We start from the raw sequence: 21,704 nt of genomic DNA on the forward strand, positions 1-21,704 counted from the left end.
TTTTAAGTTAGTACATACATGAGGCATTCATGCCGTAATATTAAGCTCTGCACTTGCAGTGCAGAGTGGTTAACTTTTTGAGCCTTTCTAATTAAGTGTGTAAATTTTTCATAGGGCTTAAATTCTACCTTCAAATTTTATCAAAAAGTGAGCCATAGCTGCGTTCCAGTTTAGAATCGGCATAACCCATTTCTTGGTCATATAATCAATTGCCAAATACAAGGTCTTAAAAACGGCATTATCATTTGGAAAAACCCGTTTATTCTTAGTAACCTTACGTAATTGGCTATTGACAGATTCTACACTATTAGTTGTGTATATTACTTTCCTTATCGCCTCAGGGTATCCTAGAAAAACCATTAAATTTTCCCAATGAACATACCAAGATTTAGCAATTTGTGGATACTGTTTACTCCATTTAGCTTCAAAAAATTCTAAAGCAAGATGTGCTTCTTCCTCTGTGCTAGCAGTATATATAGGCTTTAAATCAGCCGCTAATTCTTTTCGGTCTTTATATGATACATATTTTAAACTATTTCTAATCTGATGTACAATACATAATTGATGTTCGGTTTTCGGAAAAACTGCTTCTATTGCCTCAGACATACCGGTTAAATTATCACTGCAAGCAATAAGCATGTCTTGCATACCTCTGTTCTTCATCTCAGTAAAATTACCAAGCCAAAATTTCGCTCCTTCATTTTCACTGATCCACAATCCTAAAATATCCTTCCTTCCAGATAAATCAATACCTAATGCTACATATACAGACTTATTGATAATTCGTTTATCTTGACGTACTTTTACTACTAAACAGTCAAAAAATACTATAGCATATACTCGATCCAATGGTCGGCTTTGCCATATCTTGACATCCTCAATTACATCATCAGTAATTTGACTTATCAAACTTTCGCTAACGTCAGCTCCATACAATTCTTGCATTTGAATCTTAATATCAGATAAGCTCATTCCTTTAGCGTATAATGATATTATTTTATCATCAAATCCTTCAGTACGTCTTTGACGCTTCGGAATTAATGCAGGTTCAAATGTACTACTTCTATCCCTTGGAACCTCAATCTCTACAACTCCATTATTTGTTACTAGATTCTTTACATTCCTACCATTACGAACATTATCACTATCAGTATGACAATATTTATCATATCCTAAATGATTATTCATCTCTGACTGCAATGCCTTCTCTACAAGGCGTTTGGTTAATTGTTTTAATAAACCATCCTCTTTAAGTAATGTTGATATATCTGTATCATTATTTATTGTCCCACTTTGGGAGAAAAACCCCGCACTTGCAGTGCGTCGTTTCAACATAAATTTTAAATATCTTATCAAGAAAAGATAGGATATTTTTTAACAAAATCTTACACTTCACAGATATATTTTTTTGTGTTGTGACACTTTCTAAATGAGCCATACACAAATAGTTTCTAACTTTTAAGTTAGTACATACATGAGGCATTCATGCCGTAATATTAAGCTCTGCACTTGCAGTGCAGAGTGGTTAACTAATAAATCTATCGCTTGATTCATTGCTTCATTTTGTTTTTGGTGCATTATAATTTCTCCTTTTGTTATATTATATTTTTATATAACCTTTGAAAAATTTACACACTTATTTGTACAGAGCCTATTTTTTAGATAATCAAAAACTGTTTCAATTAAGTTACGCTTTCGAAGTAAGATTTTTTCTTTCAAATCCATTAATTTATTTTCCATATTCTTCTTAATTCCATGAATCATTTTTAAGCCTCTTTCATATAAATTTAAGAACAAATTTTGCTTAATATAACCTTTATCAGCTGCTATAATTCCAGTTAATCTTTTTGTTAACTCCGGTACTGGAACCCTATCATCTACATTGCCTTTGGTCACTTTTAATGCCATAAACTCCCCTTTATTATTGATTATTACATGTAATTTAAAACCATAAAAATACCCCATAGAGGATTTACTATGTTTGGCTAATCCTTTAAAAACTTTATTGCTATAACGCCTTTTATTGTGACAAGCTTTAATCGTTGTAGAGTCAATAAAATAAATACCTGTTTCGTATACCTGCAGCAAAACTGCATAACTTTATCTAATGTTTTTGCTAGTATGAATTTTTTATACATTTGGGTTTCATACTATGCAAATACCATCAATTACTATTGAGCAAGTAGCTCAGCAATTTAAAGCCTGGCGTCAAACTAAAACTAATAAGTTTGATCCTATACCAAACCATCTAAAGGAATTAGTTTACCAATTACTCCATCATTATTCTTACCAAGAGATAGCTAAACATCTTAATATTAATAAAGCAACAATCAGTTCAATTAAAAAAGCCCATGAGCCTACCCTCAAAACTTCTCCTGTCTCAACTTCAAATCAAGCTCTACAACAAAATATTAATTTTCTCCCATTTCAACTATTAAATTCTATAGATACCGATCCTGTAGCTGCCCCCAAACAAAATCACTATACTTGTCACATTATTAAACCAAATGGTACCAAACTTATTATCCAAACACTAGAACCAAAAACCATAATTCAGACATTTTTATGCTGCAACTAACCCCGGCGTCAGTTATTTTTGTTGCCACTATTGCCATCGATTTTCGCAAGGGTATCGATGGCTTAATCGCTGTTTGTAGACAAAAACTTTCTTCTGACCCTCTTAATGGTTCCTTGTTTTTATTCTATAATAAAAACAGAACTGCCATTAAAATTTTGTCCTTTGACGGTCAAGGCTTTTGGCTATGCTCTAAACGCCTATCCAAAGGTAAATTTACCGCAAAACTTTTCCCATCTGATAATTCATCTTATCAAATTTGTTATAGAACCTTACACATTCTTATTCATAATGGTGATCCTAGTTCTGCCAAATTCTCTAATGATTGGCTTCCTGTCGTTTAAGCTGCTGTCTCGATTAATTCCGTATTATTCATATATCTTGCATAGGCAAAAGGCGTATAATTCGCAGGACGCTTCTTTGCTTTGCTACTCTGCTCTTGTAGCCAATTTAAATATTTAAAGGCATTGATCTCGTTCTCACTACAAGTCTTTACTATACTATACAGACCACTATGTATCTCAGCACTATTGATTGTTTTAAAGAATAATGAATTCTTCCTTTGTAAAATAATGGTACGCAGTGATCTCTCAGCCCAATTATTATCAAGATTGCTAACTGGGATTTTTAAAAATTGGGTCAAACCTTCTTTATTATTTATCCAATATTTCATAGCTTGTCCAAGCCTACTATTAGGCTCAACTTTCTTGTCGTTAAATAATTCGTCTATTTTGTTATATATGTTTTCTATATATTTACTGCTATGTTCCTGATGATACCCAAGTTTTTCTTCAGGACTCATCTCTTTACATTGATGTTCATTGTGGTAAATCCCTCGTGTTTGTTTGAGAAAATATCCGCATTCTTCAGGGTAATATAGTTCATTCTCTGTAAATTTTCTCTGACCATGTGACAAACAATTGATCATCACTATTATTGCCAGTAATTCTTGATCTGCTTCTGATAATACCGGGTTATTATTGTTACTTGCGTCAGTCATTAATTGGATAGAATCTGTTCTATTCTTACGATTCTTTAGTACGTTACCTATATTTTCTCCACCATGCCTATTACCGGTAAAATATAAAACTATCACCTCATTATTTGCAGTCTTAGCACATATTGTAGTAGTATAACAGCTGCGTCCTTTCTTATTTTGAGTACGTAATTTCTTATTGGCTATAGTAATTTCTAAAATCCTAGCTCTAGTATCATCAAGGTTCAGTGAACTACATTCGGCAGCCATTTCCAATAATACCCCGTAAATTTCAGCTCCACCACCTTCTTGCCAAACATCTAAATATTGTTGCCAGAGCGAGCTATATGCCACAGGAACACCACTTAAACTTTGCAGCCTAGATAAACGGTAGAAAGGAGTACCATAGGTCTTTTGTAACACTATTGCACTTCTGCTACTATTTGTCCATTTGTTGATATTTTTATTGTTCATAACTATATAATCACAAGCATTACAACGTAGCGTTTTCTTTACATATCTGTTGACTGTAATTGGAGCATTACCTGTAAATTGTAGCAATTTTCTAGCTTCACTATTATATAGTTTGCCATTACAACAGTGAGGACAGCTATCACCACTACAAAAATTCTCAGGAGTTAAATAGCTGGTATTCGCATCCTTATAATCATCAAACCCATATTTACCTTGCCAATTACTACGATCTATCTTTTTGGGCTTATCGCACTCTTCTTCATTACCACCATTCCCGTTATCAGATTCACTTGGCGGTTCTTTTAATGAATCTGAACTATCTTTTTTTTGTTATCTGCCTTAAAACCAATCAGCATTTCCTTAAGCTTATTTATACTGATATTTGATGATGCTAGCTTGTCTATTAGCTCATTACAAAATTTCACAAGTTCTACTATCGTTTGCTGTTCATCTCCCGTTAATGAACTTTCCTTGACATGTTGTATTAGTTCTTCTCGTTCTTCAGCACTTAAGGTCGCTACTTTTGGTTTTTTCATTTGATTAATTATCATTATTATTAATATTTCAAATGTTATAATATAATTGGTACTTTTTCAACTAGTTTTTATTACAAAACTTACGCTATGTTATCTCAAGTATGACTAAAAACCTTGGCTGAAAGCCATTTTTTCATAGTAAAGAATTTTAATAATATCTCAGTACAAAGCCACTTATCATAAAACATAGCGTAAGTTTTGATTAATCGGTGATATTTGCATAGTAGAAACCCAAATTTATACAATAAATTCATACTAGCAAAAAAATTAGATAGTGTTACGCAGTTTTTCTGCAAGTATACCCTGTTTCCTCACCAAACAACAAATGAATCAACATATTTAGCGGTATGAATAATCGTGCCATTAATTCAACAAATCTATTATAACTCAAGGCTTTGGGAAAATCATCCTTATGCATGCACTCTATATAACTTTTATAGAAAAATTTAAAATTCTTAGCATAGGATGTATGAAACATAATTATTATTGTTAACATTTCACTTAGACTCATGCTACAACAGCGATTTCTTTGCTTATTTGATGGTAATAACTTTCTCTGTTCATACTCCAAATAAATTTTACAAAAATCATCTATAAAACTATATAATTCTGTGATATCTTTTCTCATGCCTGTAGTTTGTTTTTTTGTTTAAAAATATCAATACTGCAGGCACTCCTTTTTGACAATCCTTTTATCTATTACTATTTCATCTATATCTTATCCCGAACTGACGTAACTTGTTACATCGAATTCAGTATTATATATAGAAACAATCAGGTTTGAAGCGGCTGCCCACCTGATTGTTAAAATATAATACTCTATTCAATATGTGATTTTAATAATTAAAATCACATATTGAATGATGAAAAAAGTTAAAATGTACCCGCGTCAGCCGCTTCAAGAGTGCATTTCTCCTTATAACAAAGCAAGTATCGATATAAGAATTATTAATTCTTATATCGAATTCGCGTGACTTAATATGTTCTTGCTGGATTATTAGGTTTTCTACTAATGCGTGATACGTGGTCTACCATATTTGGAGGTTTTGGTGTTGGGACTTTAGCTTTAGGTAAAATCTTTTCCTCCTTAGGTGGTTTGTTAATTGTTGTGTCAAAATCGCTAAGTTAACCACTCTGCACTGCAAGTGCAGAGCTTAATATTACGGCATGAATGCCTCATGTATGTACTAACTTAAAAGTTAGAAACTATTTGTGTATGGTTCATTTAAAAAGTGTCACAACACAAAAAGAATATATCTGTGAAGTGTAAGATTTTGTTAAAAAAATATCTTATCTTTTCTTGATAAGATATTTAAAATTTATGTTGAAACGACGCACTGCAAGTGCGGGGTTTTTCTCCCAAAGTGGGACAATAAACTTGTCTGAGTTTGAGGATTTATTTTATAGTCACCTTTTTGGTTAAAACCCCCAGCTTCAGCTGGGAAAGATTTTAGTCCTTGTTCTAATATTTCAATTCACTATAACTTGAACATATGATATTTTAACAAGACTAGCCACACTGTATTTTACCATCGCTTTAATGTTGTTTGAATCACTAAATATCGCTATAAAATACTGCAGGGTAACCTAAGAGTTAGGATCAGAGAGATAATGCACAGGCGTTAGTAATATCTCTTTAGAGTAATAGCGACTTCCAGTCTAGATATCAACCCACCAGCTTCAGCTGGTTGTTATTGAGTTTTAGCAGGATCACCAGTAATAACGTTTTTTATATAAGACAGGATAAATCGACCGCAATTTATATTATCAGCTATTTTCTGATGACCTAGATATGATGATTTAAAGGTAACTCTATCTTTTCCAAATGTTTCTTCTAGTGAGTCTCTAATTGGTTTTAGTGGGTAGAAACGGCTAAGCCATCCTTTGGAATCATGATGATGAGATGTTATATTGCCAGCAGTATCTTTATTAAGTTCTAAATATGTGAAGTGTCTCCTTGTCAGAAGTCCAAAAAAATATTTGTTAGACTGACAAATAGGAATTATTGCTTTCTCCCAATTAGGATCTTGGTTTAATACTCCAAGTGTATCCTTTAATGGGGCTGCAGTTGTTGTAAGCGTACTACCTTTTTGAGCATCATGAGATGGGGCAGTGATATAATTATTGTCTTTTTTGAGATAATAATTGATTTTATTGTCCCACTTTGGGAGAAAAACCCCGCACTTGCAGTGCGTCGTTTCAACATAAATTTTAAATATCTTATCAAGAAAAGATAAGATAAGATATTTTTTAACAAAATCTTACACTTCACAGATATATTCTTTTTGTGTTGTGACACTTTCTAAATGAGCCATACACAAATAGTTTCTAACTTTTAAGTTAGTACATACATGAGGCATTCATGCCGTAATATTAAGCTCTGCACTTGCAGTGCAGAGTGGTTAACTCTCAGGATTTCCCGGATTTTCATACGTCTCTGCTGATAGTTTATATTCTTGCTTTCTAGATAAATCTTTCAAGACATTATATATCTGAGTAGGCTTATATGCCATGTATGGCTCAATTTCTTTCCGATCTTTCATTTCATTCCCTATAATATCCTTAATATATATTAGTGGTAAATAAAATAATAGTATACTAAAATGACTGCAAAAAATAGATGTTTTATAGATAGATGTTTTTAACATCATTTGAGTGCTAAAACAATTTTTGTTATTAGTGCAAGATATAAATAATAGTATAATAGAATATAATTGGGAGAATAAAATAATTATGAGTATTGAAATTATAGTTCCATCTCTTGGAGAGTCTGTATCAGAAGCGGCTATTGCTAAGTGGCATAAAAAACAAGGAGATGCGGTAAAAGTGGATGAACTACTTTTAGAACTTGAGACAGAGAAAGTTACGTTAGAAGTAAATGCACTTTCCTCTGGTGTAATAAGCAAAATCCTTAAGAATGAGGGCGATACAGTATATGTGGGTGAGAGCGTAGGACAAATTACCGAAGGAGCAGTTTCTAGTGTAGCTTCACCTAGTACATTAGACAAAGAGATAAAACAGCAACCTGCAAGTATAAACAAGCTTGATATTCCGCCCTCGGTGCAAAGATTAGTGAGCGAAAATAAACTGCAATTAGCTGACATAAAAGGTACTGGTCGAGAAGGCAGAGTAACCAAGGGAGATGTACTAGAGTTCATAAATACCCCGCCTGTGAAAGAAACAGAATTACCTGTTATAGCCAATGTTGTACGTGCAAATGAAGGGATGGTTGAGCGTGTTAAAATGTCACGTCTTCGTAAAACTATAGCGGATCGTTTAAAACAATCACAAAATACTGCAGCCATTCTAACTACTTTTAATGAAATTGATATGTTGAAAGTTATTAATTTGCGTATGCAGTATCGTGAAGAGTTTGAGAAGAAGCATGGCGTTAAGCTGGGATTTATGTCATTTTTTGTAAAAGCTACTATTGAAGCTCTTAAAGCAGTTCCATCGGTAAATGCCGAGATAGAAGGGGATGAGATTCTATATAAGAATTATTATGATATTGGTGTTGCAGTAGGAACAGAGCAGGGTCTAGTAGTGCCAATAGTTAGGCAGGCTGATAAATTGAGTTTTGCTAAGGTTGAGAAAGAAATTGCTGGTTTGGGTAAAAAGGCTAGAGAAGGAAAATTATCTATGTCTGATTTATCAGGTGGAACATTTACCATTTCAAATGGCGGTGTTTATGGATCACTATTATCAACTCCGATTATTAATCCTCCTCAATCAGGTATTTTAGGTCTTCACAAGACTGAAGAAAGACCAGTAGTGGTTAATGGTAAGATAGAAATACGTCCCATGATGTACGTTGCTTTATCTTATGATCATCGTATTATTGATGGCAAAGAAGCAGTTACTTTTCTTGTAAAAATAAAGGAATTGATTGAGAATCCTGAGAAATTGTTATTAAATCTTTAATACAAAGAAGGAGTATAAGTTATGGTGAAAAATAAACCTGTTTTCTATGATCTCGCTGTTAAGATTGAAAAATTTCGTCCTACTAGCAAGGATATAAAGGATTATATTACAGCTCAGCATGCAACTTTAGCAAGTAACCCTAAGGAAAGTTTAAGACTTAACCAATATTTAAAGGAAAAATATTTTTCAGATGATAATGTAGTAGTAGTTGCAGATTTATCCGATAGGACTTTTAGTAGATCTGGTAATGTAATAGACCTAAGCGGAGGAGATTTTACTGGTTGTATACTTAAAAATACTACTTTTACAGGATGTAATTTAGCTGATGCGGTGTTTTGTGATGTTGATTTTGACAATGCTTATTTCGAAGATACTATTCTAAAAAACATAGATTTTAGAGGGGCTGACCTTGCTAATTGTAGGTTTTCTGATGGCTATAAAGGATACTCTCAAATAGGGAAAGAACGTGATATTGAGGGGATAAAATTCAGTACCACTTCTTCTTTAGGCAGAAAATATGCTGACATAAAAAGTGACTTAGTTCGCAAAAAAGAGCAGCAAGATCTTATAAGTAGTAAACAAAAAGAATTAGAGGAGGCGGAGAAGAAGTTAAGCTTGAAAGCTCAGGCTTGGCGTATTGGAGGTTATAAAACCGGGAATTCAGAATATGATAGGTTGCAAGAAGAGCTGCAACTAATGGTTGGGCAAAAAATATTTCCTAGAGAAGATAATTCAATGCATGAAACTTTTCAAAATATTTTTGGCAGTGAGAGCTGTACTTTTGATCCAGCTTATGTGCGAGGATCAACTAAAGAACAGCGAGATCAAGAAACTCAATATGTACGTTTAGTTCGGAAAGATATAGAGGAATATTTAGAGGAGAGAAAGAGCAATAAAGATTTAAGTTTAAATGATTTTGCTAAAAGCAAATTGGATCAATCGCAGATAAAAGAAGGGGCAAGAATTATTGCCGATTGCTCGAGTAGAGTTGATATTTCTACTAATAATGAATGGTATAATAGAGTTGATTTATCTAATTTAGATTTCTCTGGAGCAGATTTAGGGGGTGCTGTGTTCGCAGGGTCCGTTTTATCCGGATGCAGATTTAATGGTACTGATATTAGTGAAGCAAATTTTGAAGGGGCAGAGCTTATAGCAGCTAATTTTATAGGGGTTAAAGCAGATAATGCCAATTTCTTTAATAGTAATTTAAGTAAATCAACTGTTACTGATAAGAGTCAGTTTGTTCATGCTTTTATGGCTCGCTCTAATGGTCAAGAGGTTGCGATAAGTAACTCCAACTTTGATTATGCGAATATAAAAAAAGGTAAATGGGATTACGCAAAATTGACTGATTCAACATTTAATCAGGCAGATTTGCAAGGTATTTCTTTAATCTCAGCAGATTTACGAAGAATACAAATGCAGCATGCAATATTATATCAAGCTGTTTTAACAGAGTGTCAAATTATAGAGAGTGATTTATCTGATGCTTTGATGGAAAAGGTTGAAGCACATAAGGCAAAATTTAAAGATACTATATTGCAGAACATAGAAGCAAAAGGATTAGATTTGTCGGATGCTGAGTTAAGTGGTTTGACTAAGTTGGATGGAGCGAATTTAGAAGCAGCTATTCTAAGAAGGATTAATGCTGAAGGAGTGAATTTTATTAATGCCAATCTAAATATGGTGGAAGCACAAAAGGCGAATTTCAGAAATGCAATTTTAGAAGGAGTAGAGGTCAAATTTGCTAACTTAACAGAGGCGATTTTAGAAGGAGCGAAGGCTAAAGGAATCAATGCAAGTTATAGTATACTAAAAAAAGTTCATGCACAAAAGGCTGATTTCTCGAATAGTATAATGAGGAGTATTGACGCTCAGGAAGGGGATTTTACCGAAGTAATATTCATGAATGGTGATCTTACAAAATCAAAATTGCAGCAAGCGATATTGGAAAAAGTACAAGCAGAAAAGGTTAAGTTAGAAGGAGTTAATTTACGTGCGGCAAAGTTAGCTGAGGCTGATTTGTCTAAAGCTACGGTCGATATTTATACTGATATTGTGGACGTAAATTTGATTGGTTTACAAGGCACATTCATTCAGAATGGTCAAGAAATTATTCCGCAAAAGCTTCAAGAAGAGCAAAAACAATTGGAGCAAGTAAAAAAAGCGGAGCAATTAGAATTAACACTAGAGAATTTACCTCACATCGCTATAGGTTTATTAAAAGAGACAGGGGCATTTCTTCTTGATGTTACTACTATAGTACCTTCAGCTATTAGGAATCCGCTGGATACAAAGAAGCTATTATATGATGAGCTATATGCTGATTTCCTGAAATTTCAAGAAGTGAGTGGAAAATTATTAAGTGATAAGTTGCTAATTGAAGAAAGGCAAAAATTACAAAAAGAACAAGTAGAGCATGTATCTAATCTAATCAAGGGAGCTGGTGCAGTGGCTGATATATATATTTCTGCTCTGAATGAAGCACGATCTGATCTATTGAAAGATCAGATCGCTCAGCGTGTTTTGTTGCCAGTTTTAGAAGCTGTGTTAAATCCCGCTCCAATGATTTCACCTACAGAAGCTAGTAGAGTTAATCCTGATATATTTGATGGAGTAGATAAAAATTTTATTAGAAGGATAGTGCCGTTGGTGCTAAAATTAGGAGGTGGCGTATTAGAAGGAGAATCAAATAAAAAAGTACAAGAAATTTATAAAAATCTAATAATTTCTAACGAGAATTCAGGGCGTGATATCATTAAAAATGCTTTAGAAATCTTTACCAGCCCTAAAGTAGCAGAAGTAGTCAAAAAAGATTTAGTTGAGTTTTTACGTGATTCAGCTAATCAAAAAGAAATTACCAAAATTGCTGAGAATGTTCTAGACGATAAATTTACTAGATTTGTGTCAAAAGAATTTTTTAGGGATACTGTATCACTAGCAACTAATGCAAGTAGTACGATATTAGATCATACTCCTGAAATGGTTACGATTTATGAGTTCTATATGAAACATCAAGATATTGGCTTGGAATTATTGGCTGATAACAATTTATCTTCGACTCGAATAGAAGAAATAGTGGAAACACAAAAAGCCATGATATTGTCTATTTTAGATAATACTAGTAAGGTTGTTCAAGATCTAGCTCCTGCCTTAAAATCGACTCTACCACAATATTTTGCTGATAATAAAAAGAATATTTTAGAATTTTTAGATAAAACAGAAGTGCAGCAAAATATAAGATATCTTGGTCTGAATCCTAAATTTGTACGTGATGCAACAGCAGCAACTATTCCATTTATTGTTGATGTTTTACCGATAATAGCAGAACTTACTGAAAGTTGTTTAGCAGACAAAGAGGGGTTAGAGCGAATCATTGAGCAAACTAAAGAGGTTATGAACGTACCTGAATCCAAGCAAGCAGAAAAAGTTGGTAAATTAGTAAACTCTCTTATTAAGTTTAATAAGGATAATCCTAAGGTTAAAGAAGTTTTACAAGAAAAAATACCTGAGCTTTTAATAAAACATGCTAAAGACCTTGGTCCTGTGGTTGAGAAATTTTTAAATGAAACCGAGATGGGTAAAAAACTAAAACTAAAAGGTGAAGCAATTGTTAAAGCACTAGGGGATCATGCTAAGGAAGTAGGAACAATAACGGCTTCATATAAGAAGGGAGAATATAGTGCAATGGTTCATCCGTTGATTAATTTGTTATCTGATACAAAAGTTCTAAGTTTAGCTGTAGAAGCTACTGTTAACCTTTGGAAGTATAATTTTCAAAAACATTTTGTGTCTAATTCAACACGTGAAAAAGTAATTAGTGAAAAAATGAACCAAATTATGGAAGATGTTTTGTCCAATCCTCTTGTGATAGCTAAGTCAGACAAGAAAATAGATTTATCTTCTATCTTTCAGGAGCAGGCTGAGAAATATAGTCGAAATAATTCATCTGAGTATTCACCGATACTTTATTATTCCTTAAATAATAAAGATTTGAGAGGATTATCTTTTGAAAAAGTAGATATGAAATTAGATAATTTTGAAATTAAAGGGTTTAATTTTAATGAAGTGACGTTAGGAAAATGTTCTCTGAAAAATGCTGAGTTGAAAGAATGCTCTTTTAAGAGAGTTACTTTTAAAGAACATATAGACTTTGAAGGAGCTACCATTGATGGTAATACTTTAACTACACTTCTTCCGGAAATTAAAAAATATAATAAAAAACATCCGGAAAAAACAATGAATTTAGATAATATAAGAGTTGTTGGGAATATAAGCGAAGAAGTTAAATCAAATCCTTTGCTAAAAAATGTAGATTTGAATAAAGCTACTGTAAAAAAAATAGAAGTTATTCCACCAGTACCTAAAGCAAGTCAAACAATATCATCAAATGAACATAGAGAAAGATATGATAGAAATGCTAACAAAGAAAGACAAACAAATCTGTTAATCAGATAAAATAATGTTTGACATTGTTCTGAATAATCGGTATAAAACTTCACACAGGGCAAAAATCCTGTAGCTGTTTGAAAAGTTGATAAAACTGAAAACTAAATACACACTGCGATAATAAAAATTTATGATCGTGAGTGGATACTGTATAAGTAGCAGAATTGGTTCTGTACACATCGTACAATCTCAAGCTTTAAAAGAATCAAAGTAAATAAAATAAGAGCATTTGGTGGATGCCTTGGCACTAGAAGGCGATGAAGGACGTAATACGCTGCGATAAGCTTCGGGGAGCTGCGAATAAGCTTTGATCCGAAGATTTCCGAATGGGGAAACCCACCTGCTTAGCAGGTATCGTATAGTGAATACATAGCTATGCGAAGCAAACCCAGTGAACTGAAATATCTCAATAGCTGGAGGAAAGGACATCAACCGAGACTCCGTTAGTAGTGACGAGCGAACGCGGACCAGGCCAGTGGCTTCAGAATAAAAACTAGAACAACATGGAAAGGTTGGCCATAGAGGGTGATAGCCCCTTATAGGTAAAAAGTTTTGGAGTCCTTGAGTAAGGCGGGACACGTGAAATCCTGTTTGAACATAGGGGGACCACCCTCTAAGCCTAAGTACTCTCTAGTGACCGATAGTGAACAAGTACCGTGAGGGAAAGGTGAAAAGAACCCCGATAAGGGGAGTGAAATAGACCTGAAACCGAATGCTTACAAGCAGTCGGAGCAGACATTGAGTTTTAAACTCGTTTATATGTCCTGTGACGGCGTACCTTTTGTATAATGGGTCAGCGACTTAGTTTATCTAGCAAGCTTAAGCCGTTAGGTGTAGGCGTAGCGAAAGCGAGTCTGAATAGGGCGACTTTAGTTAGATGAATTAGACCCGAAACCGAGTGATCTAGCCATGGCCAGGTTGAAGGTGGAGTAATATCCGCTGAAGGACCGAACCCACTACTGTTGAAAAAGTAGGGGATGAGTTGTGGCTAGGGGTGAAAGGCCAATCAAACTCGGATATAGCTGGTTCTCCGCGAAATCTATTTAGGTAGAGCGTTATAGCGATTACCGTCGAAGGTAGAGCACTGGATGAGCTAGGGGGTCCTACAGACTTACCAAACTCAACCAAACTCCGAATGTCGACGAGTACAGCATAGCAGACAGACTGTGGGTGCTAAGGTCCATAGTCGAGAGGGAAAAAGCCCAGACCGCCATCTAAGGTCCCTAAATCATGACTAAGTGTTAAAGGATGTGAGAAAACCAAAACAACTAGGATGTTGGCTTAGAAGCAGCCATCATTTAAAGAAAGCGTAATAGCTCACTAGTCTAAATAAGTTTTCCTGCGCCAACAATGTAACGGGGCTCAAGTCATGTACCGAAGATGCGGATTTGCACTTTAATAGTGCAGATGGTAGCGGAGCGTTCCGTAAGTCTGTGAAGGTGAACTGTGAAGTTTGCTGGAGGTATCGGAAGTGAGAATGCTGACATAAGTAGCGATAAAGAATGTGAGAAACATTCTCGCCGAAAGTCCAAGGGTTCCTGCGTAAAGTTAATCTGCGCAGGTTTAGTCGGTCCCTAAGGTGAGGCTGAAAGGCGTAATCGATGGGAATCAGGTTAATATTCCTGAACCGAAAGGGTGTGACGAAGATAGTAAATTGTATATGCTTATTGGATTGTTATATGCAGTGAATATCTTCCAGGAAATAACACCCTTATTAAAGACCGTACCCTAAACCGACACAGGTGGACAGGTAGAGTATACCTAGGCGCTTGAGAGAACGATGCTGAAGGAACTAGGCAAATTGCATCTGTAACTTCGGGAGAAGGATGACCTATATATGGGCAACCATTTATAGGTGACACAAGCCAGGGGGTAGCGACTGTTTATTAAAAACACAGGGCTCTGCAAAGTCAATAGACGAAGTATAGGGTCTGACGCCTGCCCAGTGCTGGAAGATTAAGAGGAGGGGTGCAAGCTCTGAATTGAAGTCCCAGTGAACGGCGGCCGTAACTATGACGGTCCTAAGGTAGCGAAATTCCTTGTCGGGTAAGTTCCGACCCGCACGAATGGCGTAACGATTTCCCCGCTGTCTCCAGTATCGACTCAGCGAAATTGAATTCTCCGTGAAGATGCGGAGTTCCCGCGGTTAGACGGAAAGACCCCGTGAACCTTTACTATAGCTTTGCACTGGTATTAGGAATTAGATGTGCAGGATAGGTGGGAGACTATGAAGCGGTGGCACAAGCCACTGTGGAGTCATCCTTGAGATACCACCCTTTTGATTCTTGATATCTAACCGCGATCCTTGAATCAGGGTCCGAGACAATGCATGGTGGGTAGTTTGACTGGGGCGGTCGCCTCCCAAAGAGTAACGGAGGCGCGCGATGGTTAGCTCAAGTTGGTCGGAAATCAACTGTTAGAGTGCAATGGCATAAGCTAGCCTGACTGCGAGTCTGACAAGACGAGCAGAGACGAAAGTCGGTCATAGTGATCCGGTGGTCCCGAGTGGAAGGGCCATCGCTCAACGAATAAAAGGTACTCCGGGGATAACAGGCTGATGATTTCCAAGCGTCCATAGCGACGAAATCGTTTGGCACCTCGATGTCGGCTCATCACATCCTGGGGCTGGAGAAGGTCCCAAGGGTTCGGCTGTTCGCCGATTAAAGTGGTACGTGAGCTGGGTTTAGAACGTCGTGAGACAGTTTGGTCCCTATCTGCCGTGGGTGTAGGAAGTTTGAGAGGATCTGCCTTTAGTACGAGAGGACCGAGGTGGACGTACCTCTGGTGGACTAGTTGTCGCGCCAGCGGCATAGCTGGGTAGCTAAGTACGGAAGGGATAACCGCTGAATGCATCTAAGCGGGAAACCCACCTCAAAACTAGACTTCCCTATCAGAGCCGTGGAAGACCACCACGTTGATAGGCTAGGTGTGGAAGCACGGTAACGTGTGTAGCTAACTAGTACTAATAGCTCGATTGTTTTACTTTGCTGAGGTTGTACTTGTGTACAGCATTAATTCTGCAAGAAACATAAAAAGGTTTTCAGTTTTATCAACAACTCAAATTTTAGACCTCTTTTGAAATTATGGTTCTATGAATAAATGTCTAAAGAAGTCTATATATAAAAAAATTTGTATTGCTAGCTTGGTGGTTATAGCACGAGTGAAACACCCGATCCCATACCGAACTCGAACGTGAAACCTCGTAGTGCTGATGGTACTATGCCCTGAGGCATGGGAGAGTAAGTCGCTGCCAAGCTTGCAATGCAAGTTTTTTGTGAAGGTCATGTACACTCAAATGATCCTACGAATTGCATTTGAAAATGAGGGGTAAACTAAAGTAATACGTGAGTTCTTGATGTTTTTAAAAAACAATTTTTAAAAGCGTAAGAGTATACAAATTGTCATTAGACATTTGTTGTTTTGTGTTCCAATTCTCCAATTCTCCAAATCATTTAACTACCCTTGCAAGCAAGTCTTTTAAAAAGTAAGTTTTAAAAAATCAACTAAATTATCTACTAACAATAATCCATATTATTTGATAAAATTAGAACAAAAAGAAGGAGGTAATATGAACAATATTAACACTAAGTTTTACATACTACTAGTAATACTACTTGGTATATTCACTTATTCATTAAATCTTTTTAATAAAATATCTCAGTGTTCTTTAGTATTTGTGTTTTTAGCTATAACTGCAAATATCATATCTGAACTATATGGTAGGAAAAAAGCTTGGATTGCTGTAACGTTGAGTATAATAGTAAGCTTTTGTTTGTTATGGGACTTCAATTATTATATTCATGGTCGTGTTATTAATGGAATTATACTCGTATCATTTGTATCTATATTGTTATCAACATATTGTAGTACAAGTATATTTGTACAACTCAAGTCAACATGTTCTTTGAATACAAGAAATTTTGCTGGTTTAATGATGGGTGCGGTTGTAGATGGCATTGTGATGTCAGGATTTTTTGTAAATATATTCTCTACAAGTAGAGTTTTGTCGATGTTTTTAAAAGAAGTATTATTTAAATGTGCATATTCATTAACAGTTTATATATGTATATTTTTGGGGTCATTTTTAGTCCAAAAAGTATATTGCAATAATAGGACTACCCGTGAACTGAAGAATTTTTGAGTAAAAAATACAGCTGAGTACCGCAAAAATCTTGGATAATGACGATGCAATTCTTGATTTTCTATTCTAGAGTATATATACTCAAATGATATTAAAGGGTGTTGGCAAAGTAGTAATAAAGTAAAATTATCGTCATATTTTGAGAATATATTATATAATTTTACTTTTTTGTTGGCAATTTAACTAAAGAATTACTTAAAAATTTGCTTTATATAGCATTTATATGACTTTGCCAACATTCTATATACCTAATCCAAGGAACTTTTAGCTAAAAGCGATGTCATTTCCACTTTTGCAGGAATGACATCGATAGTAGTTAAGATTATATTTATACCAACTATTGGTACAATTCTTAAATTGCCCTGATCAAATCTAACGGAATTAACTATATCATAACTTATTTAAACAGGAATTATGTGTATAAATTTATAGACTTGTTTTGCGGTATTGGTGGATTTAGGATTGCTTTAGAAGGAAAAGGAATGGAGTGTGTTTTTTCTTCAGATATAGATAAGGATATTCAAGAAACTTATGTAAAAAATTTCGGAGAAAGACCTTATGGCGATTTAAATGAAATCTCAGAAAAAAAAATACCAAAACACGATATTCTATGTGCAGGTTTTCCTTGTCAACCCTTTAGTATTTCTGGTAAGCAATTGGGATTAAAAGGCAGTAACGGAAGATTATTTTATGAAATAATTAGAATCGCCCAATATCATAAACCATATGTTGTATTGCTTGAGAACGTCAAAAATATAATTAATATTGATAATGGATCGGTAATTAAAACAATAGATATAAAATTGGATGAAATTGGTTATAAAGTTTATAGGCATATTCTAAATTCTTCTTTTTTTGGTATACCTCAATCAAGAGAAAGGGTTTATTTTGTTTGTTTACGTAAAGATTACGATAGTGATCTAAAATTTAAATATTTACCGCCAAAAGAAACTTTTGCAAAAGTTTATTTGGATGATATTTTAGAAGAAAAAGTTGATGATAGTTTATATATTAAAAGAGATGACATAGTAATAGATGGCAATAAAGAAATTGAAAGAAATTTAAGACCTCTAAGAATTGGTTATGTTAATAAAGGCGGTCAAGGAGAAAGAATCTATAGCCCCTTGGGACATGCAATAACTCTTTCCGCTTTTGGTGGAGGAGTGGGTGCAAGAACTGGCTTATATTTAATTAATAATAGAATTAGACGATTATCAGTTAATGAATGTAAAAACTTAATGGGATTTCCAAAAAATCACCATGTTATAGAAGGGATAAAAGGTTATCAACAGCTTGGCAATGCTGTTATACCAAAGATGATCAGTAATATTTATGATTCAATTGGAATATCATAATTATGAATAGAAATGCTTATATAGGAAAAAATGTTGAGGTTCTGTTTAAAAATAGCATAGGAGATCATCAAAAAATCATACAAAAAATTCAAGAAAACTTTAAAATACAAGGAAACTTCATAACTGCGATTTGTAGTGGAGTACATAATGAAACAGTAGATGTAAAAATGGAATTTTCTTGTGGGAGAAATATTGATGCCAATATAAAGGCTTTTAAGACTGGTTTAAATCAACTAACAAGAACCACACCTGAAAAGTTCTGCGAAAAATTTAATTTGGATTGCTTAACGTGGTTGCAAAATCTACTTGTTGAAAAAGCCAAAAGAGGAGCTACAAAATATGATTTTTTTCCAAAAAGTGAAAAAGAGAAAGCAGTATTAATATTTAAACCTATTGTAAAAGATATAGTGGAATGGTCTATGTCTTATAAAAAATCTCGAGAAATACTAGTACTATACGATAGACAAGAAAGTATGATGCATATTTATTGTCCCACTTTGGGAGAAAAACCCCGCACTTGCAGTGCGTCGTTTCAACATAAATTTTAAATATCTTATCAAGAAAAGATAAGAATGAATCATACAGATATTTTTTAACAAAATCTTACACTTCACAGATATATTCTTTTTGTGTTGTGACACTTTCTAAATGAGCCATACACAAATAGTTTCTAACTTTTAAGTTAGTACATACATGAGGCATTCATGCCGTAATATTAAGCTCTGCACTTGCAGTGCAGAGTGGTTAACTCAATGAAAAATATTTTAAAACATTTAAAATATGACATATCTTTTACATCTAAAGGTGGTAATTTGCTTATTGGTAATTTGATAACTTTTAAAAGAAAAGGGGGAAATGGTAAGTTATGTTCGCATAAAATAAAAACCGACCCAACTCACCCAGGTAATAACATTCAATTGCAACTGAGAATGTATGAATTTATAAAAGAAATGAAAAATTATGAGTTAGGTAATTACGTTATCTAAATTTAAATCCCTTAAAGTGAAAATTACTTAGAAAAAATAAAATATTTATTAGAATGATCGCGGTAGGAATCACCGGTAGTTATGCTTCAGGGAAAACTTTTGTCTTAAATTATTTAGCTAATCTAGGATTTACAACTTTTTCTGCTGACGAATATGTTAAGAACCTATACGAAGAGTCAGAAATACAAAATATGGTTCTTAACTTACTACCTGATCTAAAAAGCTTTGATAAAAGAAAAATTGCAGAGCTAATCTATGCTAATGATTCAGCAAGAAACAAACTGCAAAATTTTATTCATCCATTTGTAGTGGAAAGTTTGTTTCTTTTTAAACAGCAAAATAGTAAATCAGAGATTACATTTGCTGAGATACCATTACTTTTTGAAGCTGGATTTGATCAATATTTTGATTTTTATGTTACAACATTCTGCTCAGAAGAATCTAGATTAAAACGTGCAATGTCTAGAGAGGCTTTTAATTTAACAGCTTATAATAAAATAGCACAAATTCAATTGCCACAACAGATTAAAATAGAAAAAGCAGATTTTGTTATTAATACTGATGTTAATCTAGTAGATTTAGATAAACAAATAACTCAACTAATAGAAAAATTAAAATGCAGCAATTAAGAGAAGTAATTTTAGATACTGAGACAACTGGTTTAGACCCCAAAAATGGTCACCGAATTGTTGAGATTGGTGCTATTGAGATGGTTAATAAAGTTTTAACCGGCAAATATTTTCATTTTTATTGTCCCACTTTGGGAGAAAAACCCCGCACTTGCAGTGCGTCGTTTCAACATAAATTTTAAATATCTTATCAAGAAAAGATAAGAATGAATCATACAGATATTTTTTAACAAAATCTTACACTTCACAGATATATTCTTTTTGTGTTGTGACACTTTCTAAATGAGCCATACACAAATAGTTTCTAACTTTTAAGTTAGTACATACATGAGGCATTCATGCCGTAATATTAAGCTCTGCACTTGCAGTGCAGAGTGGTTAACTAGAATGATCGCGGTAGGAATCACCGGTAGTTATGCTTCAGGGAAAACTTTTGTCTTAAATTATTTAGCTAATCTAGGATTTACAACTTTTTCTGCTGACGAATATGTTAAGAACCTATACGAAGAGTCAGAAATACAAAATATGGTTCTTAACTTACTACCTGATCTAAAAAGCTTTGATAAAAGAAAAATTGCAGAGCTAATCTATGCTAATGATTCAGCAAGAAACAAACTGCAAAATTTTATTCATCCATTTGTAGTGGAAAGTTTGTTTCTTTTTAAACAGCAAAATAGTAAATCAGAGATTACATTTGCTGAGATACCATTACTTTTTGAAGCTGGATTTGATCAATATTTTGATTTTTATGTTACAACATTCTGCTCAGAAGAATCTAGATTAAAACGTGCAATGTCTAGAGAGGCTTTTAATTTAACAGCTTATAATAAAATAGCACAAATTCAATTGCCACAACAGATTAAAATAGAAAAAGCAGATTTTGTTATTAATACTGATGTTAATCTAGTAGATTTAGATAAACAAATAACTCAACTAATAGAAAAATTAAAATGCAGCAATTAAGAGAAGTAATTTTAGATACTGAGACAACTGGTTTAGACCCCAAAAATGGTCACCGAATTGTTGAGATTGGTGCTATTGAGATGGTTAATAAAGTTTTAACCGGCAAATATTTTCATTTTTATATTAATCCAAAGCGAGATATGCCGACGGAAGCTTATCGAATACATGGCATATCGGGAGAATTTTTAAAAGACAAACCACCTTTTGAAGAAATTGTTGACGAGTTCTTAGGGTTTATTAGCAATAGCAGGCTTATTATACATAATGCAGCATTCGATATTAAATTTATTAATTATGAGTTATCTCTGCTCAAAAGACCTTCTACAGAGTATTTAGAACTTTCCAATATTATCGATACTCTTGCTTTAGCTCGGAAGATGTTTCCTGGAATGAAAGCTAATCTTGACGCATTATGTAAAAGATATAAAATTGACAATTCCTCACGTAAGTTGCATGGGGCACTTAAAGATGCGGCATTACTGGCAGAAGTTTATGTTGAACTTACTGGAGGTAGGCAGATAAGTTTCAATATTAATAGCCAAAAGGTACAGAATATAGACGAGTTAGCGGTTCAAACTACTATGGCAAATAAAAAGAATACTATAGTTATCAAACCAACTAAGGAAGAATTACAAAAACATAAAGAGTTTTTGTCAAAAATTCTTTCTCCAATTTGGTTGTAGAACCAGTGTGCGA

19 protein-coding genes, 2 rRNA genes and 2 pseudogenes are annotated in these 21,704 nt (G+C 34.1%); 13 read left to right on the top strand and 10 right to left on the bottom strand.

Annotated elements, in window-relative coordinates; genetic code table 11:
- Nucleotides 1–2: 2 nt before the first annotated feature.
- The 4 genes and pseudogenes from AAHN00_RS13770 to AAHN00_RS13785 all read right to left on the bottom strand — a co-directional run.
- Nucleotides 3–134 (bottom strand): hypothetical protein, encoded by a 132-nt coding sequence (locus AAHN00_RS13770; protein WP_342271608.1) that lies wholly within the window; start codon nucleotides 132–134, stop codon nucleotides 3–5.
- Nucleotides 118–1,335 carry an IS256 family transposase gene (locus tag AAHN00_RS13775; protein WP_342272689.1) on the bottom strand — a complete coding sequence of 406 codons (1,218 nt, stop codon included), beginning with the start codon at nucleotides 1,333–1,335 and terminating at the stop codon, nucleotides 118–120. The genes AAHN00_RS13770 and AAHN00_RS13775 overlap by 17 nt, the downstream gene beginning before the upstream one ends.
- Nucleotides 1,277–1,438, bottom strand: a complete 162-nt coding sequence (locus AAHN00_RS13780) for a hypothetical protein (RefSeq protein WP_342271266.1) — start codon at nucleotides 1,436–1,438, stop codon at nucleotides 1,277–1,279. The genes AAHN00_RS13775 and AAHN00_RS13780 overlap by 59 nt, the downstream gene beginning before the upstream one ends.
- A gap of 170 nt (nucleotides 1,439–1,608) precedes the next feature.
- Nucleotides 1,609–2,082: pseudogene (locus AAHN00_RS13785) on the bottom strand (IS982 family transposase); the annotation flags it as partial.
- 70 nt (nucleotides 2,083–2,152) lie between these two features.
- Here AAHN00_RS13785 and AAHN00_RS13790 point away from each other — a divergent pair.
- Nucleotides 2,153–2,578: a hypothetical protein gene (locus tag AAHN00_RS13790; protein ID WP_342271013.1), complete on the top strand. Its 426-nt coding sequence runs from the start codon at nucleotides 2,153–2,155 to the stop codon at nucleotides 2,576–2,578.
- Complete coding sequence (tnpB, locus tag AAHN00_RS13795; RefSeq protein WP_341752109.1) at nucleotides 2,566–2,919, top strand: IS66 family insertion sequence element accessory protein TnpB; 354 nt, start codon at nucleotides 2,566–2,568, stop codon at nucleotides 2,917–2,919. The genes AAHN00_RS13790 and tnpB overlap by 13 nt, the downstream gene beginning before the upstream one ends.
- On the opposite strand, the gene AAHN00_RS13800 is transcribed toward tnpB, so the two are convergent.
- The 3 genes from AAHN00_RS13800 to AAHN00_RS13810 form a co-directional block, all read right to left on the bottom strand.
- Entirely contained in the window at nucleotides 2,916–4,112 is a 1,197-nt protein-coding gene (locus AAHN00_RS13800) for an IS66 family transposase (protein WP_342270935.1), read from the bottom strand. The genes tnpB and AAHN00_RS13800 overlap by 4 nt on opposite strands.
- 215 nt (nucleotides 4,113–4,327) lie before the next feature.
- The gene (locus tag AAHN00_RS13805) at nucleotides 4,328–4,561 is read right to left on the bottom strand and encodes a hypothetical protein (protein ID WP_250310741.1); all 234 of its coding nucleotides are present in this window, start codon (nucleotides 4,559–4,561) and stop codon (nucleotides 4,328–4,330) included.
- Nucleotides 4,562–4,838: 277 nt separating this feature from the next.
- Nucleotides 4,839–5,189, bottom strand: coding sequence for a hypothetical protein (locus AAHN00_RS13810; RefSeq protein WP_342271609.1), 351 nt, complete (start codon nucleotides 5,187–5,189; stop codon nucleotides 4,839–4,841).
- A 672-nt stretch (nucleotides 5,190–5,861) separates the two neighbouring features.
- Between AAHN00_RS13810 and AAHN00_RS13815 the strand changes: the two genes are divergently transcribed.
- Nucleotides 5,862–5,984 carry a hypothetical protein gene (locus tag AAHN00_RS13815; protein WP_342271610.1) on the top strand — a complete coding sequence of 41 codons (123 nt, stop codon included), beginning with the start codon at nucleotides 5,862–5,864 and terminating at the stop codon, nucleotides 5,982–5,984.
- 630 nt (nucleotides 5,985–6,614) lie between these two features.
- Here AAHN00_RS13815 and AAHN00_RS13820 read toward each other — a convergent pair.
- Entirely contained in the window at nucleotides 6,615–6,860 is a 246-nt protein-coding gene (locus AAHN00_RS13820) for a hypothetical protein (protein ID WP_342271611.1), read from the bottom strand.
- A gap of 434 nt (nucleotides 6,861–7,294) precedes the next feature.
- On the opposite strand from AAHN00_RS13820, the gene odhB reads away from it, so the two are divergent.
- The 5 genes from odhB (at nucleotide 7,295) to AAHN00_RS13845 (ending at nucleotide 18,430) form a co-directional block, all read left to right on the top strand.
- Complete coding sequence (odhB, locus tag AAHN00_RS13825) at nucleotides 7,295–8,482, top strand: 2-oxoglutarate dehydrogenase complex dihydrolipoyllysine-residue succinyltransferase (RefSeq protein ID WP_342272690.1); 1,188 nt, start codon at nucleotides 7,295–7,297, stop codon at nucleotides 8,480–8,482.
- A gap of 21 nt (nucleotides 8,483–8,503) precedes the next feature.
- Nucleotides 8,504–12,943, top strand: a complete 4,440-nt coding sequence (locus AAHN00_RS13830) for a pentapeptide repeat-containing protein (RefSeq protein ID WP_342271612.1) — start codon at nucleotides 8,504–8,506, stop codon at nucleotides 12,941–12,943.
- Between the two features lie 199 nt (nucleotides 12,944–13,142).
- Nucleotides 13,143–15,921, top strand: a 23S ribosomal RNA gene (locus AAHN00_RS13835).
- A gap of 154 nt (nucleotides 15,922–16,075) precedes the next feature.
- A 5S ribosomal RNA gene (gene rrf / locus AAHN00_RS13840) occupies nucleotides 16,076–16,190 on the top strand.
- A gap of 1,301 nt (nucleotides 16,191–17,491) precedes the next feature.
- On the top strand, nucleotides 17,492–18,430 hold the full coding sequence (locus AAHN00_RS13845; RefSeq protein ID WP_342271613.1) for a DNA cytosine methyltransferase: 939 nt from the start codon (nucleotides 17,492–17,494) through the stop codon (nucleotides 18,428–18,430).
- A gap of 452 nt (nucleotides 18,431–18,882) precedes the next feature.
- Here the strand turns inward: AAHN00_RS13845 and AAHN00_RS13850 are convergent, their stop codons facing one another.
- The gene (locus AAHN00_RS13850) at nucleotides 18,883–19,071 is read right to left on the bottom strand and encodes a hypothetical protein (RefSeq protein ID WP_342271614.1); all 189 of its coding nucleotides are present in this window, start codon (nucleotides 19,069–19,071) and stop codon (nucleotides 18,883–18,885) included.
- Between the two features lie 111 nt (nucleotides 19,072–19,182).
- Between AAHN00_RS13850 and AAHN00_RS13855 the strand changes: the two genes are divergently transcribed.
- The 3 genes and pseudogenes from AAHN00_RS13855 to AAHN00_RS13865 form a co-directional block, all read left to right on the top strand.
- Complete coding sequence (locus AAHN00_RS13855) at nucleotides 19,183–19,416, top strand: hypothetical protein (protein ID WP_342271615.1); 234 nt, start codon at nucleotides 19,183–19,185, stop codon at nucleotides 19,414–19,416.
- A 53-nt stretch (nucleotides 19,417–19,469) separates the two neighbouring features.
- Nucleotides 19,470–20,045: a dephospho-CoA kinase gene (coaE, locus tag AAHN00_RS13860; RefSeq protein ID WP_342271616.1), complete on the top strand. Its 576-nt coding sequence runs from the start codon at nucleotides 19,470–19,472 to the stop codon at nucleotides 20,043–20,045.
- Nucleotides 20,033–20,167, top strand: a pseudogene (locus tag AAHN00_RS13865) (exonuclease domain-containing protein); the annotation flags it as partial. The gene coaE (AAHN00_RS13860) and the pseudogene AAHN00_RS13865, both read left to right, overlap by 13 nt.
- Here AAHN00_RS13865 and AAHN00_RS13870 read toward each other — a convergent pair.
- Nucleotides 20,141–20,320: a hypothetical protein gene (locus AAHN00_RS13870; RefSeq protein WP_342271617.1), complete on the bottom strand. Its 180-nt coding sequence runs from the start codon at nucleotides 20,318–20,320 to the stop codon at nucleotides 20,141–20,143. The pseudogene AAHN00_RS13865 and the gene AAHN00_RS13870 sit on opposite strands and share 27 nt — an antisense overlap.
- 112 nt (nucleotides 20,321–20,432) lie before the next feature.
- On the opposite strand from AAHN00_RS13870, the gene coaE (AAHN00_RS13875) reads away from it, so the two are divergent.
- Both coaE (AAHN00_RS13875) and dnaQ read left to right on the top strand, forming a co-directional pair.
- Nucleotides 20,433–21,008 (top strand): dephospho-CoA kinase, encoded by a 576-nt coding sequence (gene coaE / locus AAHN00_RS13875; protein ID WP_342271616.1) that lies wholly within the window; start codon nucleotides 20,433–20,435, stop codon nucleotides 21,006–21,008.
- The gene (gene dnaQ, locus AAHN00_RS13880) at nucleotides 20,996–21,691 is read left to right on the top strand and encodes a DNA polymerase III subunit epsilon (RefSeq protein ID WP_342271618.1); all 696 of its coding nucleotides are present in this window, start codon (nucleotides 20,996–20,998) and stop codon (nucleotides 21,689–21,691) included. Before coaE (AAHN00_RS13875) ends, dnaQ begins: the two co-directional genes overlap by 13 nt.
- Nucleotides 21,692–21,704 lie beyond the last annotated feature (13 nt).

The sequence above is a fragment of the Candidatus Tisiphia endosymbiont of Parasteatoda lunata genome (genome assembly GCF_964030955.1).
Taxonomy (GTDB): Bacteria; Pseudomonadota; Alphaproteobacteria; order Rickettsiales; family Rickettsiaceae; genus Tisiphia.

Bases quoted from the DNA above. Each gene is read 5' to 3' on its own strand.
- coaE (WP_342271616.1), top strand. From the start codon at position 20,433: ATGATCGCGGTAGGAATCACCGGTAGTTATGCTTCAGGGAAAACTTTT.
- coaE (WP_342271616.1), top strand. From the start codon at position 19,470: ATGATCGCGGTAGGAATCACCGGTAGTTATGCTTCAGGGAAAACTTTT.
- AAHN00_RS13830 (WP_342271612.1), top strand. From the start codon at position 8,504: ATGGTGAAAAATAAACCTGTTTTCTATGATCTCGCTGTTAAGATTGAA.
- AAHN00_RS13810 (WP_342271609.1), bottom strand. From the start codon at position 5,189: ATGAGAAAAGATATCACAGAATTATATAGTTTTATAGATGATTTTTGT.
- AAHN00_RS13780 (WP_342271266.1), bottom strand. From the start codon at position 1,438: ATGGCTCATTTAGAAAGTGTCACAACACAAAAAAATATATCTGTGAAG.
- dnaQ (WP_342271618.1), top strand. From the start codon at position 20,996: ATGCAGCAATTAAGAGAAGTAATTTTAGATACTGAGACAACTGGTTTA.
- odhB (WP_342272690.1), top strand. From the start codon at position 7,295: ATGAGTATTGAAATTATAGTTCCATCTCTTGGAGAGTCTGTATCAGAA.
- AAHN00_RS13790 (WP_342271013.1), top strand. From the start codon at position 2,153: ATGCAAATACCATCAATTACTATTGAGCAAGTAGCTCAGCAATTTAAA.
- tnpB (WP_341752109.1), top strand. From the start codon at position 2,566: ATGCTGCAACTAACCCCGGCGTCAGTTATTTTTGTTGCCACTATTGCC.
- AAHN00_RS13855 (WP_342271615.1), top strand. From the start codon at position 19,183: ATGAAAAATATTTTAAAACATTTAAAATATGACATATCTTTTACATCT.
- AAHN00_RS13805 (WP_250310741.1), bottom strand. From the start codon at position 4,561: ATGAAAAAACCAAAAGTAGCGACCTTAAGTGCTGAAGAACGAGAAGAA.
- AAHN00_RS13775 (WP_342272689.1), bottom strand. From the start codon at position 1,335: ATGTTGAAACGACGCACTGCAAGTGCGGGGTTTTTCTCCCAAAGTGGG.